This window comes from uncultured Actinomyces sp. (assembly GCF_963542285.1).
Taxonomy (GTDB): Bacteria; Actinomycetota; Actinomycetes; order Actinomycetales; family Actinomycetaceae; genus Pauljensenia.
Map to the genome: position 1 here is coordinate 23944 of NZ_CAUTWQ010000013.1, position 14286 is coordinate 38229.

The 14286-nt window shown below is 53.2% G+C and carries 16 protein-coding genes; all 16 read right to left on the reverse strand.

Going from position 1 to position 14286, the window contains the following annotated elements; translation table 11 throughout:
• Positions 1–19: 19 nt before the first annotated feature.
• Positions 20–685 (reverse strand): ribulose-phosphate 3-epimerase, encoded by a 666-nt coding sequence (rpe, locus tag RW023_RS06310; RefSeq protein WP_315580392.1) that lies wholly within the window; start codon positions 683–685, stop codon positions 20–22.
• Positions 682–2157: a transcription antitermination factor NusB gene (locus RW023_RS06315; RefSeq protein ID WP_315580393.1), complete on the reverse strand. Its 1476-nt coding sequence runs from the start codon at positions 2155–2157 to the stop codon at positions 682–684. Before RW023_RS06315 ends, rpe begins: the two co-directional genes overlap by 4 nt.
• Positions 2157–3101, reverse strand: a complete 945-nt coding sequence (gene fmt / locus RW023_RS06320) for a methionyl-tRNA formyltransferase (protein ID WP_315580420.1) — start codon at positions 3099–3101, stop codon at positions 2157–2159. The genes RW023_RS06315 and fmt overlap by 1 nt, the downstream gene beginning before the upstream one ends.
• A gap of 21 nt (positions 3102–3122) precedes the next feature.
• The gene (locus RW023_RS06325; RefSeq protein ID WP_315580394.1) at positions 3123–5084 is read right to left on the reverse strand and encodes a primosomal protein; all 1962 of its coding nucleotides are present in this window, start codon (positions 5082–5084) and stop codon (positions 3123–3125) included.
• 61 nt (positions 5085–5145) lie between these two features.
• Entirely contained in the window at positions 5146–5748 is a 603-nt protein-coding gene (locus tag RW023_RS06330) for a vitamin K epoxide reductase family protein (protein ID WP_315580395.1), read from the reverse strand.
• Positions 5745–6932 carry a methionine adenosyltransferase gene (gene metK / locus RW023_RS06335; RefSeq protein ID WP_315580421.1) on the reverse strand — a complete coding sequence of 396 codons (1188 nt, stop codon included), beginning with the start codon at positions 6930–6932 and terminating at the stop codon, positions 5745–5747. Before metK ends, RW023_RS06330 begins: the two co-directional genes overlap by 4 nt.
• A 5-nt stretch (positions 6933–6937) precedes the next feature.
• Positions 6938–8176 carry a bifunctional phosphopantothenoylcysteine decarboxylase/phosphopantothenate--cysteine ligase CoaBC gene (coaBC, locus tag RW023_RS06340; RefSeq protein WP_315580396.1) on the reverse strand — a complete coding sequence of 413 codons (1239 nt, stop codon included), beginning with the start codon at positions 8174–8176 and terminating at the stop codon, positions 6938–6940.
• Entirely contained in the window at positions 8154–8420 is a 267-nt protein-coding gene (rpoZ, locus tag RW023_RS06345) for a DNA-directed RNA polymerase subunit omega (RefSeq protein ID WP_009409401.1), read from the reverse strand. Before rpoZ ends, coaBC begins: the two co-directional genes overlap by 23 nt.
• A gap of 37 nt (positions 8421–8457) precedes the next feature.
• Positions 8458–9015: a guanylate kinase gene (gmk, locus tag RW023_RS06350; RefSeq protein WP_315580397.1), complete on the reverse strand. Its 558-nt coding sequence runs from the start codon at positions 9013–9015 to the stop codon at positions 8458–8460.
• A gap of 31 nt (positions 9016–9046) precedes the next feature.
• Positions 9047–9358, reverse strand: coding sequence for an integration host factor, actinobacterial type (mihF, locus tag RW023_RS06355; protein ID WP_315580398.1), 312 nt, complete (start codon positions 9356–9358; stop codon positions 9047–9049).
• A 439-nt stretch (positions 9359–9797) separates the two neighbouring features.
• Positions 9798–10346: a transcription antitermination factor NusB gene (nusB, locus tag RW023_RS06360; RefSeq protein ID WP_315580399.1), complete on the reverse strand. Its 549-nt coding sequence runs from the start codon at positions 10344–10346 to the stop codon at positions 9798–9800.
• 2 nt (positions 10347–10348) lie between these two features.
• Positions 10349–10912, reverse strand: coding sequence for an elongation factor P (gene efp, locus RW023_RS06365; protein WP_315580400.1), 564 nt, complete (start codon positions 10910–10912; stop codon positions 10349–10351).
• 27 nt (positions 10913–10939) lie between these two features.
• Positions 10940–11503 (reverse strand): shikimate kinase, encoded by a 564-nt coding sequence (locus tag RW023_RS06370; protein WP_315580401.1) that lies wholly within the window; start codon positions 11501–11503, stop codon positions 10940–10942.
• Positions 11473–12552, reverse strand: coding sequence for a 3-dehydroquinate synthase (gene aroB, locus RW023_RS06375; protein ID WP_315580402.1), 1080 nt, complete (start codon positions 12550–12552; stop codon positions 11473–11475). Before aroB ends, RW023_RS06370 begins: the two co-directional genes overlap by 31 nt.
• Positions 12524–13054 (reverse strand): shikimate kinase, encoded by a 531-nt coding sequence (locus RW023_RS06380; RefSeq protein WP_315580403.1) that lies wholly within the window; start codon positions 13052–13054, stop codon positions 12524–12526. The genes aroB and RW023_RS06380 overlap by 29 nt, the downstream gene beginning before the upstream one ends.
• Complete coding sequence (gene aroC, locus RW023_RS06385; protein ID WP_315580404.1) at positions 13051–14271, reverse strand: chorismate synthase; 1221 nt, start codon at positions 14269–14271, stop codon at positions 13051–13053. Before aroC ends, RW023_RS06380 begins: the two co-directional genes overlap by 4 nt.
• Between the last annotated feature and the right edge of the window lie 15 nt (positions 14272–14286).

Consider the following 14286-nt stretch of genomic DNA (forward strand, 5'->3'; position numbering starts at 1 on the left):
GCAGAGGCCAGTGTCATCTTCAGTGCATGTGTAATTGCGCAAGAGATCGCAGTGTTGCGATTTCTTCAAACGCATCGTCGGCACGGAAGATCGCCGACCCTGCAACAAAATTTGTTGCGCCCGCGTCAGCTGCGCGCTCAATAGTCTTACGCGAGACTCCCCCATCGACTTGAATCGAGATATCCAAAGATGCAGAGGCGATCGCGTCCCGCGTTCGTTGGATCTTTGGAAGCATAGATTCAAGGAAACTTTGACCGCCAAAGCCTGGTTCAACCGTCATAATCAAGATCATGTCGACCTCCGGCAAAATATCGACGTAGGGCGCGATGTCTGTCGAAGGCTTAAGCGCAAGAGCAGCACGGGCACCCAGACGTCGGATCTCCCGGGCAGTGCGGATCGGAGCGGAGGCAGCCTCGGCATGGAAGGTGACCGACGCACAACCGGCTTCTGCGTACGCAGGTGCCCACCGATCTGGATCTTCAATCATCAGGTGAGCATCAATGGGCAAGATGCCAGTGTTCACACAAGCTTCAACGACGGGAAGACCCCACGTGAGGTTGGGGACAAAGTGATTATCCATGACATCGACATGAGCGATATCAGCACTGGAAATCTTTCTCAGTTCGTCCTCAAGCCTGGCTATATCGCAATTAAGGATCGAAGGCGAAATGAGCGGTGTGGTCATGAGAGCTCCTGAGCTACTGGAAGTTTTCTGAGAGCAGCAATAAACATAAGATCAGTTTCGTTACGGTGTTCCCATAACTGAATTGTTCGAGCAGCAATTCCTTTTGCTTGCGGAATGTTAAGGGGCTTCGGAGTAATTTGCGCGGCCACAGGACGCAAGTCCACTAGCTCAACACCTCCCGAGGCGAGAACACGTGAAATCTGATCAAGAGTTTCCTGAACGACCGGCGAGCAGGTGATGTAAACCGTCACTCCCCCAGGCCTGGTCAATTCGATTCCTCGATCGAGTAGTTCCGCCTGAAGGGAAACCAATTGCGAGACGTCATCCTGATTTCTGCGCCAACGTGATTCCGGCCGACGACGCATCGATCCAAGGCCAGAGCACGGCGCGTCAATAATCACCCGGTCAAAAGATTCTAACGCCCAACGTGTACCCTCACCGCCAAAGCGTCTTCCATCAGAGCACACCACTTCAGTGTTATCAAGGTGTTCAAGGGTCTTTTCGACGAGGCGAGCTCGATGAGAGTGCACCTCGTTGGCGACGAGGTGAGCGCCTCGTTCAACGCCTAGTGAAGCGACCAGCGCCGCTTTACCTCCGGGACCTGCACAAAGGTCGAGCCAGTTCTGATCTTTCCCCGTGACAGGGACTTCAGCTGCCAGAATCCCCGCTAGTTGAGACCCCTCATCCTGAACAGCTGCTCGTCTCTGCCTGATTGCAGGGATACGCGCTGGATCCCCGGACTCAAGAAGAACAGCGTAGGGAGATACCTCTCCATCAGCGATGCGAGTTCGCAGGTAATCAAGACATTGATCAGCAAGTTCATCAACCTCGATGAGGCTTGGGCGCGCGACAAGAGAAACGTAGGGTGCCTGGTTGTTAGCGGCCAGAAGCTCCGTAATCTCTTCAGTCGAACAACCGTTAGCAACGAGCGCACGACTATATTCTTCAACCATCCACTGTGGATGCGAGTATTCGATCGCCAGGCGCTGCGAATCCGGAAGTTCATTCAAAGCTTCCTGCCTTGCCTCATCACCTTCACGAATCACAGAACGCAAAACAGCATTAATGAACTTAGCTGGACCGGCACTGAGATACTGCCGCGCAAGATCGACGGTTTGAGAAACCGCGGCATGGTCGGGAACTCGCATGCGAAGCAGCTGATAAACGCCAAGACGCAAGATATCAACGATGCCACCTTCAATATCGGAAAGCGGACGTGAAGAGTTTCGAAAGATCACCCAATCAAGGAATCCCTGTTCGCGTAGGGTGCCGTAAGTGAGTTCGACAGCGAAAGCTCGATCACGTTGATCGAGATGCGTCCGTTCTTCAAAGGATTTCAGAACTTTTGGAAGAACCAGATTCGCGTAGGCATCCTCATTGCGCACCAATGTTAGGACCTCGAAGGCAACCTGACGGGCGGGATCTGCTTCGCGGAAGGAACGATATCCATCGGAATAACGGTGAGTCGCCATCAGAGCACTATCCCTTCACCGAGTCGGGCATCACTGTCCAATCGCGCACCGCGTGCCCACGCAGCTGCATCCATCCATTTTTTACCTGCGGGAGCAACTTGACCAAGCTCAAGACAGAAGTCCGTACAACCAACAAGGACGCTCTTCTTCGAAACGATGAGACGACCGGGGCCGGGGGTGGGAATATCGGTCAAAGAAACCTTACCTAGTTTGAGTCGTTGCCCGCGAAACTCTGTATATGCACCTGGGCTGGGAATCACTGCGCGGATTCTCAACCACGTCTGGTGGGCACTCTCATCAAAGGAGACGGCACCATCACTGGGCTCCAAGCGCCGAGCATAGCTGAGCTCCACACCCTCAGGAACGACTTGTGGTTGTGCAAGAGCGTGTCCAGCCTCAATCGCGTTCACCACATCGACAACTTGCTGAGCGCCTAAACGCGCCATTTCATCGAGGAGTTCACCACTGGTGTGATCGGCAATCTCAACCTTCCGGCGGGAGAAAACGGGACCCGTATCCAATCCCTCTTCTAGCTGGAAAACGCTAGATGCAGTTTCACTCAGTCCCGAAAGGATTGCCCACTGCACGGGAGCTGCACCGCGGAAGAAAGGAAGATCAGAGAAGTGAAGATTGAGCCAACCATGTGGAAGAGCTTCAAGCACACGCAGGGGAATCAAAGCGCCATAGGCGACGACAACGGCGATATCGGCATTCCACGCACGAATGCGGTCCAAGGCCTCGTCACCTCTAAGAGAGGAAGTTTCAAAGAGATCGATTCCAGCTTCACTTGCACGCAGCGCAATGGGCGATGGGACGAGACGACGTCCGCGACCACTCTTCGCTGGAGGACGAGTAATAACACCAACGACATCATGTGGCGACGAGATCAGGGCTTCAAGGGTCGGTAACGCCGGCTCAGGGGTACCTGCAAAAACAATACGCACGCTCATAGTGTATCGACTTGTCTAGAACAGCTCAGGAGGATTCAAGGTGAGGCGTAGTGGATAGCGTTTACGTGCCGAACGCACACCATTGCGTTCCCGAAGTACTTGTGCGAGCTGAGGATAATCAGCTGTCGCACAGCGAATAAGTGCGCGCCGGTCATCCGGACGATGACCAATTTTTCCAACCGAAGGCGCATCGACAATACCGATCAACTCTGCAGGGAGATCCTGACAAAAAGCATTCACCTGGTCAAGAGGACCGTCGATTGCAACGATTGAGGCGGTTGGTGGAAAATGAAGAACCTTACGCTCATCAAGAAGCTGCTGAATGTAGTATTCGGGACTCCATTTAATGAGCGCCTGTGCGAGCGCGTTTTCAACCCCGGCAGAGACCCATATTCGACCGTGAGGACGGGCAAGTGCGCCGGCATTCAACCACCGGCGCAGAGCTTCTTCCGGTGCCCACATCTCAGGCCTCGAGGCAAGCGCTGCGGCCGAGGGGATAATCACCGCCGCGTAGCCATCCTGTGCTTTGGGCTCTACACCAGGAGTTGAGACAACTATTCGAGCTTCGGGACCAACACGCTGGCGCGATTCATCATCTGCCCGAGCGACAGTTAAGGGGATTTGGGGGAAAGAACGACCGATTTCTTCACCGATGCGCTCAGAGCCAAGGCGCCACCATTTAAGGGTTGTCCCCTGGCATTTAAGGCACGACCAATTCTCGGTCTTGCGCTCGCACCATGAACACACTATCGAATGGTCAGCCTCTAAATGGAGCGGTCCTGAGCAGTATTCGCAACGGGCAGGCCTTCCGCAGCGAGAACAACCGACAACCGGGATATATCCCGAATGTGCAGAAAGAACGAGAACGGGTCCTTCTTTCAATCCCGCACGAATGCAGGAGAATGCATCCGGTGGCAGATAAGTAAAAGCTGACTTTCCTTGCCGCTCTTGATCGAAAGAATCAGCGACAACAAAACGTCCCGTCGATGCACGCAATACCTCGCGTTTCGGAGTTAGAGAAATCGCCCAGGAGCGTTCGACAAGATACTGCGCTTTCACCGAGCGAGAATAACCTCCAACAGCAAGAGCAACATGTTCAAGATGTGAACGTGCAACCGCTACGTCCAATGCATCAGTGCGCGGAGCGTGCGCTTCACGAAGGTGATCATCTCCATCGCCCCAGATAACAATCAATCCGAGATCCTTCATGGGAAGCCACACAGCCGAACGCGTTCCAACGATCACGCTATGCACCCCCATCTTTGCTTGAAGGTACAGACGGTAGCGCTCACTTGCCGTCTGCTCAGCGCTGTAGACAGGGATCGAGACGTCAAAAATCGCAGACAACGAGGAAGATAGCTCACCGGCAACTCGAGAAGTCGGCACAACGATAAGAGCCGTCTTTCCAGCTTTCTGGACAGAAGAAATAAGATGGGCGATCTCAGATTCTGATCGTCCTGGAATGGATGTCCATACGGCACGCGGGTACTCACCCTGACTCACGTGCCCAAGAAATGCATTGCCAAGTTCAAAAGCTCCCCAGGGATCAGCCTGGCTGATCTTCAACTCCGTAGGACCCGGGGGCATTGCTTCTTCCTCGACCCGTGCGCGCCGTGGAGGAACGGCGATTCCTAAGACCGTAGAAGCAGTTGAGAGAAAACGCTTGCCTACGTATGCAGCTAATTCAAAAGTCTTCGGTGAAACGACTGAAATAGTCGAAACAACATCGATAATTTCACGGATGGCTGCACTGATGTCACTGCGTTTTTCACACGAGATGACCCATCCAATCCGTTTTCGCCCCGCAAGTGGGACCTGCACGATAAATCCGGCAAGATCTATCGATTCCCATTGGGCGGGAACAAGATAGTCCAGCGGGTAATCGAGGTGCGGAAGGTCAGAATCAACATAGACATGCGCAATCAACCGTGGTACATCACGGTCTGATTCAAAACCCGGAAGGGGCAACGCATCCATCACCATAGACCTAGTTCAACACATTGAACCGGCATTTGAAGACCGATTGAGCACCAAGTGATCAATTACCGAAAAGTACCGAACCGTATCGCACAACGATCATCGCAAGAATAGCTGCAATAACGAGGACGACGACCAGCCAATCTCCACCGGCCTTCATCACGGACCTCCACCACGCAGGTGCGGGGAGCACTCCCTGAGAAATGCATACTCGTGTAAGCCCAAACCACACAAGTGTCGTCGTTATTGTGATGAGCAAACACCACGGACACAACACGTGAATAACGAAATACGACTGTGTGAACAGCCAATATGCAAAAATCAGGCCGATGGTATACAGAGCTTCAACACCCAGGAAATACCATTTCGGAAAACGTACCCCTGCGATGAGGGCGAAGGAAACGGTCAAAACAACGGCCTCGAAAAAAATTCCCAAAAAGGCATTCGGGAATCCAAGTACTCGAGCCTGCGGAGTGGCGGCAACCGCAGAACACGATAGAACCGAAGAGACGTCGCAGCTAAATGTTCGTCCCTGATCTGCCGCCAACTGCCATGCCTCGATCGAGAGAACAAAGGACGCGCACAGACCGATGATCCCCGAAACTGCCATTTCGATGGCGGTTCCGCGATTTGTCGGGCGGGCGGCGCTGCTGGCAGCGCTCATTGAAGAGTTTCCTGGAGTCGAGCCACACGATCCGTCTGCTCCCAGGGGAAAATCGGACGGCCGAAGTGGCCATAAGCAGCGGTTTTCGCGTAAATCGGGCGAAGAAGATCTAGGTCTTCGATGATTCCCGCAGGGCGAAGATCAAAGCACTGGGTGATGGCATCGGTAAGAACGTCATCGCTCACGGTTCCGGTACCAAAGGTCTCAACATAAAGCCCGACTGGATGCGCGCGACCGATTGCATAGGCCAATTGAATTTCACAGCGTTTCGCATAGCCCGCCGCAACGATATTTTTTGCAATCCAACGCGCTGCATATGCGGCCGAACGATCAACCTTTGACGGATCTTTACCAGAGAAGGCACCGCCTCCGTGGCGGGCCATACCACCGTAGGTGTCAACAATAATCTTGCGTCCGGTCAAACCGGCATCACCAGCAGGACCGCCGATCACAAAGCGCCCAGAAGGATTAACAAGAAGCTTCATTGTTTCGGTTGAAAGCCCCAAGCCCGTCTCTTCGAGCACAGGAGAAACAACCAACTCGCGCAATTGCTCTTCGAGTTCACTCATGCCAAGCTCAGGGTCGTGCTGAGTCGAAATGACAAGGGTATCGATCTCGCGAGGAATGCCCTGCTCATCATAAGCAAGAGTGACCTGTGTCTTTCCATCAGGGCGAAGACCGTGAGCGAGTCCTTGATGGCGAACAGCAGCAAGACGCTCTGCAAGCTTGTGTGCAAGCCAAATTGGAGCAGGCATGAGATCAGGAGTTTCATCCGAGGCGTAACCAAACATCATGCCTTGGTCGCCCGCACCTTGAGCCTCACGTCGATCGTCATTTGAACCGTAACGCGTCTCCAAAGAATGATCAACGCCATCTGCGATATCGCTACTTTGGGCACCAATGGAGACGGAAACGCCACAGGAAGCACCGTCAAATCCCTTACGGGATGAGTCGTAACCAATCTCGAGGATCTGTTCGCGGACAATCTGTGGAATCTCCACATAAGCATTGGTTGAAACCTCGCCGGCGACATGCACCAAGCCGGTTGTCACCATTGTTTCCACAGCGACACGCGAATGCGGATCAGCCTCAAGTAGTGCGTCCAAAATCGAGTCAGAAATTCGGTCACAGACCTTATCGGGATGACCTTCCGTTACAGATTCAGAAGTAAAGTACTTACGCATTTCGCTCACGCCTCCATCGTATCGAACCGCTGTGAAATAAGATCAACGAGGATTCGAGCAACATCCGCCTTCGTCCCCCCACCTTGGGTCACTACGGACCCCTCTTGGTTTAGCACGTATACATAGTTGGGGACATCTCCGAATCCGATATCGTCACCCACTGCATTCACAGCAAGATAGTCCACACCTTTACGCTTAGCCTTCGCCGCCCCATAGGAGAGCACGGTATCTTGATCGCCGGTCTCAGCAGCAAACCCAAGGACCACATGAGGGCGGTTAGGAGCCGAACTCACGCTGCGCAGAACATCAGTCGTTTCCGTGAGTTCAATCCGAGGCGGCGCTGATTCATTTTCTTCTTTTTTGATTTTCGAGGCCGAGGCGGCCAGTGGGCGGTAGTCAGCAACCGCCGCCGCCATGACCAATCCATCACTGTGCCCAAGATGAGACATCACAGAATCGTAGACGTCTTGAGCGGAAGGGGCATCGATCACGCTGCAGCCCTGAGGAATAAGGGAAGCCTCGATATTGGAAGCTATTAAAGTAACCTCGGCACCGCGACGGAGGGCCTCGCGGGCAATCGCGATTCCCTGTCGGCCAGTCGAGCGGTTACCGAGAAAGCGGACTGGATCAATTGCTTCACGGGTACCGCCAGCGGTTATCAGAATTTTCTTTCCCGCAAGGTCACCTGATACGCCAAACGCTCTGCGCACTTGGGCCGCAATAACCTCAGGTTCGCTCATCCGACCAGCCCCGTGGTCACCGGAAGCAAGATCACCATCTTCCGGGCCAACTATGACAAATCCGCGATTTCGAAGGCGGGTAATATTCTCCTGCGTTGCAGCAGAACGCCACATTTGCGTGTGCATCGCAGGTGCAATAACTACAGGGCAATCGCTGGCAAGAACAGTGGTTGTCAAAAGGTCATCGGCCTGACCATTCGCTATCCGAGCAATGACATCAGCGGTAGCGGGTGCAATAACAATAGCGGCACAATTGCGCGCTAACTCGACGTGGTCTGCTCCCCCACCGTGAAAAACATCAACGTTCACGCTCTCGAGGGTGAGCCCTTCCCAGGTTGCTCGCCCAACGAACTCAAGTGAAGAAGGTGTTGGAACAACTCGGACACGGTAGCCGTCTTTTTGAAGGATTCTCAAAAGGAAAACGGCTTTATATGCAGCAATGCCCGCTGACACACCGAGAACGATGTGAGCGGGCTGCTGATCAGGCTTGAGGTGCTGACTCAAGGGTCAACAGGCCTTCATCGATTTCGCGTAGTGCAATGGCCAAGGGCTTCTCGTCGACTTCAGTTTCTACAACAGGTCCGACGAACTGGATCATATTCTGCTCAAGCTGGATGTTGTAGGAGTTGATCTGGCGGGCACGACGGGCAGCAAAAATCACCAAGGCATACTTTGAATCGACATGCTCCAGCAGGTCGTCAATCGGCGGGTAGGTGATGCCTTCGGGCTGCGCAACAATTCCGGACATGCAAATCTCTCCTGATGTAACGGGCAAGAACCGGCTTCTATTCTAGCCCCATCACATGGGCTAGTTCATGGACAGCAAGCTCCAAATCATCATTAACGATGGTGACATCAAACTCATCTGCAGCCGCAAGCTCTACCTTTGCAGTACGCAAACGACGCTCTTGCTCAGCAGGGTCTTCGGTAGCACGACCGACCAAGCGAGAGACAAGCACTTCCCATGAGGGCGGCGCAATAAAAACAAAGCGAGCGTCAGGAAGCGAGTCACGAACTTGACGCACACCAGCAACATCAATTTCAAGTAGGAAAGGCACACCCCGTCGAACTGCATCATCTACTGGACCACGCGGTGTTCCGTAATGATATTTTCCGTGAACAAGTGCCCACTCCAGCATCTGCTTGGAATCAATGAGCTGGGCGAACTGATCCTCACTCACAAAGTGGTAGTGCACTCCGTCGATTTCTCCCGGTCGCGGAGAACGCGTTGTCATCGAAACCGAGAGCTCAACTTCAGGAAATAGTTCACGCAAGCGCGCGATCACAGTCCCCTTACCAACAGCCGTGGGACCTGCAACGACAGTAACCGTAGATGAAGACATGCCTGTATGCTGCCACAGGTGGCTTAAAAGTTCAGCCGAAGCGACGAATTAATTCTTCTCGCTGCACCTGACCTAGACCTCGAACACGCCTTGAAGGCGCAATCTTAATCTCGTTCATCAAGGCTCCCGCAGTACTTACACCGACTCGAGGCAGGGCTTCCAGTAAAGAACGCACTTTCATCTTCGCGATTGCATCATCTGTTGCAGCCATGTCGATGACTTCAGACAGAGTAATCTTTCGCGATTTGAGCGCATCCTTCACCTCAGCGCGCCGACGACGAGCGCGCGTCGCCTTCTCAAGAGCCTGGGCTCGCTGTTGCGGAGTCAGATCTGGCAGTGCCATCTCACTACGCTCCTTTTTCTAGATTCCCCTGACAGGAATAAGCATCGCACTATTTTGATAGTTTTTGGTGCAACTGCAACCGACGATGCGCGCAACACAGGCAAAAAGTGAGTGAAAAGTCGTTCAAAAAACCTCAATACAGATGTGCGTTTAAGACTGCTTTGTTTCAGCTGCCCTTTCACTGCAGTAAAACTGTTGCCATCAATTTTGAAGTAGAAACTGCCTGTGACCTGCAGGGCGGGAAACTATCAGAGCATCATGAAAACAAACTGGAATCCGAGTAGGCGGCTATAGCAGGTATTTAAGAGAAGCGCGAGTGTGAAAAGTTGAAACAACTTTCCCATAATCATTTGTGTCAAACATCACACGTCGACTGATGCGGTCGGAGTGTCATAAACGGGGGTGCCTGTCGGCATCCCCGTTTATGACTCACACATTTTCAGTATTCGTTGAGAAGATCATCCAGCTCTGTCAGCTCGTCAGCACTGAGTTCTTCATCAGACTCATGGCCGCTGCCGACCTCACTTGAGCGCCGAGACCATGAAGGAGACTCAATATCTTGACGTATTGCGTCAAGAATCGCATTCACAAAGCCTGCGGATTCTTCCGTTGAAATCGACTTAACAATTGAGATCGCTTCATCGATCGCAATAACCGGAGGAACCTCTTCGGAGTTAGACAGCATTTCCCAGACCGCGACCCGCAGGACCGCACGATCAACTGCGGGAATACGATCAAGGCCGGTACGAGCATGAGTATCAATCAAACGATCAATCCGATACAGCTCGTCAGCGACGCCCTCGATCATACGAATCGAATAATCGGGCAGCGGTGTCAGTGCTGCTGTAATGACCTTGCGTTCACGAAGGAGATCACGCAAGACAGTAGCATTACGTCCCATGCCGCGCTGGTCTGCCTCGTAGACGACATCAGCGGCACGCTTACGTGCCTTGGTACGAGAAGTGAACTGATGATGTTTGTGAGACATTATCAGTCAGTCACACGTCCGGAGTAGGAACCATCGCGAGTGTCAACCTTCACGCGGGTCCCCTCTTCCATGAACAGCGGAACCTGGATTTCATAACCGGTTTCGAGCGTAGCGGGCTTAGTACCAGCCGAAGAACGGTCACCCTGCAAACCGGGTTCGGTGTGCGCAATCGTCAAAATCACCGTGGCGGGAAGTTCAATGAAGAGAACCTGACCATCGTGCTGAGAAACAATCACATCCTGATTCTCAACCATGAAATGAGCAGAGTCGCCAACAACTTCTGCGGGAACATTGATCTGCTCGTAGGTAGAGGAATCCATGAAAACGTAGTCAGTACCATCTTGGTAGAGGTACGTCATATCACGACGGTCAACCGTTGCGGTCTCGATCTTCATGCCCGCATTGAAAGTGCGGTCAACGATCTTGCCAGACAGGACATTCTTGATCTTAGTGCGAACGAAAGCGGGGCCCTTACCCGGCTTGACATGCTGGAACTCGACAACCTGCCAGAGCTGGCCGTCGATCACCATGACGGTGCCGTTCTTCAGATCATTTGTCGTTGCCACTATAAAATCCTCCCAAATCGGGTGAGCTTAAACCGTGGCTATCTTACACGCCGCAATGATGGTATCCGCTACCTCACGCGCCGTATTTTCGCCAGTATCACATGAGAAAGTGGCCAGATCTTGATAAGTGCGATCCAATTGCCGACTCATCGCAGCAAATAACGCTCTTGGCGTCCCCAATCCAACAGAACGCGGAGCATTGAGTCCCACGCGACGCGCAGCTTCATCGATAGAAGTCTTCAGAAGGACAACTGAAGTGCCTTCATCGATCAGCTCTGAAAGCTTGGAAAGAATCCGAGAACTATTAGCCTGCGAGGGTGACAGCACAGCAATATCGCAGCCACTGGACAAAAGCTGGAATCCAACGTTCTCTAATGCCTCTTGCAAAGGAAAACGCTCATCCAAAACTAATTCATCAAATGATCGCGAATATGAGGAAGCAAGAAGTTCGTGATCTTCTTGCACTCTTAGGCCACAGCTCTTTGCAATTTCCTGTGCAACGCACGACTTTCCACTTCCAGAGGTCCCGACAAGAACCAAAGTCGGATGCTCACGCGCATTCACTGTTGCATTCCCATCGAGAGAGCGCAATCAATAACTTCCTGTGGATTAACCTTTACCGTAACAGGATGATTTACTCCGTCAAGAAGGACGAAGCGTAAAACTCCGGCACGTACCTTCTTGTCCGAAAGCATCACCTCAAGCAATGCACCGATCGGCGCCCCTTTATAGAATGTTGGAAGTCCAAGGGCCGAGAAATCCTCAATATGACGCTGAACCTCGGCTTCACTCAGCATCCCTCGACGCTGAGCAAGATGAGCTGCAAACACACAACCGATAGCTACTGCCTCACCGTGGCGATAGTGGAAGTTCTCAATTTTTTCGATCGCATGGGCCAGCGTATGTCCATAGTTCAAGAATTCACGGGGACCGCTCTCATGAAGATCAGCACTCACTACTCGAGCTTTGACGGCAATGGATCGTTCTATGAGTTCAGTGATCTCCTCAGAACGCGGATCAAAAACCGCCTCGGGATTACTTTCGACGATCGAGAGGATCGCGGGATCTGAAATAAAACCGCATTTAACCACTTCCCCAAGCCCCGCGCGATAGTCATCGTGGTTCAACGTTTCAAGGCGATCGAGATCAACAACAACGCGTCTCGGAGAATGGAAGGCGCCAACTAGGTTCTTACCTACGGGGGTATTGATACCGGTCTTCCCTCCAACCGAGGCATCAACCATCCCGAGCAAGGTGGTGGGCACTGCAATGAAATCGATGCCACGCAGCCACGAAGCAGCAAGGAATCCCCCAACATCTGTTGTAGCTCCCCCGCCAATGGCAATCACAGCATCCGCGCGACCGAGTCTCAATCTCCCGGCACAATCCCACAGGGAGGCCATCGCCTCAATAGTTTTCGCTTCTTCCCCATCTGGAAGAATCTGTGTAGAAACCTCGTAACCTAAGCCTTCAAGCTGAGATGCACATTCAAGAGCGTAGTTACTCACGTGTGGTGCGCAAACGATGAGAATCTTCGTCGTATTCTCGCGTAAGACCTGCTCAAGGACTTCCTTCGACAGATTCCTTCCAATAACGACGTCGTAGGGAGTATCAACGTTGACTGGAATCGTCACGCTCATCGTCTTCACCAACTTCTCGAAGAATTTGCTCAACAACACGAATAACAGGTTCAGAACTGGTTTGAACCTCTATCGAGGCAACCTCCGGAAAATATTCCTTACGCGCTTCCCATAGCTCCTCAAGACGCGCTTGCGCATCCCCCGCGAGCAGAGGGCGATCCGACCCCTGCGATCGGCGAAGTAATTCAGGGAGCTCCGCCTTGATATAGACCACGAAGCAGCCGCGCAGGCGTTCACGGGTCGCTTTTCGAGTAAGGGCTCCACCGCCTAAGGAGAGGACCCCCGGATACGCCAGAGCTTGCTTAATAACCTCTTCTTCGAGCTGTCGGAAGTAATCCTCACCATCGGTTGAGAAAATCTCCGGAATTTTACGGCCGGTAGATTCTTCGATCAAGGCATCTGAATCACGATGTTCAAGCCCCAGAGCCAAGGCAAGTTCCCGTCCTACTCTGCTCTTTCCACTAGCAGGCATGCCGACAAGAACGATCTGCTGTCTGGTCACTGTACATTCCCCAGACGTTCATCAATACGAGAGATATAAGCGGAGAGATTGCGCGCACACTCTGAGAGTGAGTACCCTCCGGCATGGTCAGCTATCGCGCGCGCGAGAACCAAGGCAACCTCGGCCTCGGCAATAACAGCGCCGGGAACTACCTGGCAGGTATCAGAGCGTTGGTGGAGCGCTCGAGCCTCCTCTCCATTGGCCAGATCAATTGTTTTCAAGGCGTGAGGAACCGTTGAGATTGGCTTGAAAGCAGCACGGACAACAATCGGCTCACCATTGGATGTCCCGCCTTCGATACCGCCGGCATGGTTCGAGCTACGTTGAACGCGTCCGTCGACACGCTCAATCTCGTCATGAGCCTGTGAACCGCGAAGACGCGACTGCGCAAAGCCATCACCAATTTCGACGCCCTTCACAGACTGGATCGACATCAATGCTGCGGCTAATTGACTGTCAAGCCGGCGATCCGCCTGAACATGCGTACCAACACCGATCGGAACGCCCCATGCAACAACCTCAACAACACCACCAACGGTATCTCCCAAGGAATGGGTTTCCTCAACGCATTCGAGGAATCGCGCCTCATCCTGAGCATCTAGGCAGCGCATAGGCGAAGCGTTGAGCGCAGCCTCGTCTTCAGGTAATGGGAGGGCACGTGACTGTCCCTGAACAGGGCCAACGGCTACCACGTGGGAAACTAACTGAATTCCTGCGAGTTGACGAAGATAGGCCTCGGCGCAGGCACCAAGGGCAACCCGAGCTGCAGTTTCTCGCGCGCTTGCCCGCTCAAGTACAGGACGAATTTCCGCGAGGTCATAGGAAAGTACCCCGGGCAGATCGGCATGACCCGGGCGAGGCTTCGTCAGGGGCTTATTACGCGCAACCTCACGTTCGTCTCCCTTGCCGGCGTCGATCAATAGATCTTCACGCCTCACAGGGTCGGCGGACATGACCTTCTCCCACTTAGGCCACTCGCTATTCGCAATCTCAATGACGATAGGAGCACCGGTGGTCCTACCATGACGTACTCCGCCGAGGATACGGACCTCATCGGCCTCAAACTTTTGGCGAGCACCACGACCGGCTCCTAAGCGCCGACGCGCGAGGGCATCGCGAATAGTCTGGGTCGTAAGCTCGATACCCGAAGGAAGGCCCTCAAGGGTAGCAACCAACGCAGGACCGTGTGATTCACCAGCAGTAAGCCATCTGAGCATGTTTGTAGTCTCTCA

Coding starts and splice junctions, on each gene's coding strand:
- rpe (WP_315580392.1), bottom strand. CDS start 685: ATGACCACACCGCTCATTTCGCCTTCGATCCTTAATTGCGATATAGCC.
- RW023_RS06315 (WP_315580393.1), bottom strand. CDS start 2,157: ATGGCGACTCACCGTTATTCCGATGGATATCGTTCCTTCCGCGAAGCA.
- RW023_RS06325 (WP_315580394.1), bottom strand. CDS start 5,084: ATGGATGCGTTGCCCCTTCCGGGTTTTGAATCAGACCGTGATGTACCA.
- RW023_RS06330 (WP_315580395.1), bottom strand. CDS start 5,748: ATGAGCGCTGCCAGCAGCGCCGCCCGCCCGACAAATCGCGGAACCGCC.
- metK (WP_315580421.1), bottom strand. CDS start 6,932: ATGCGTAAGTACTTTACTTCTGAATCTGTAACGGAAGGTCATCCCGAT.
- rpoZ (WP_009409401.1), bottom strand. CDS start 8,420: ATGTCCGGAATTGTTGCGCAGCCCGAAGGCATCACCTACCCGCCGATT.
- gmk (WP_315580397.1), bottom strand. CDS start 9,015: ATGTCTTCATCTACGGTTACTGTCGTTGCAGGTCCCACGGCTGTTGGT.
- mihF (WP_315580398.1), bottom strand. CDS start 9,358: ATGGCACTGCCAGATCTGACTCCGCAACAGCGAGCCCAGGCTCTTGAG.
- nusB (WP_315580399.1), bottom strand. CDS start 10,346: ATGTCTCACAAACATCATCAGTTCACTTCTCGTACCAAGGCACGTAAG.
- aroB (WP_315580402.1), bottom strand. CDS start 12,552: ATGAGCGTGACGATTCCAGTCAACGTTGATACTCCCTACGACGTCGTT.
- aroC (WP_315580404.1), bottom strand. CDS start 14,271: ATGCTCAGATGGCTTACTGCTGGTGAATCACACGGTCCTGCGTTGGTT.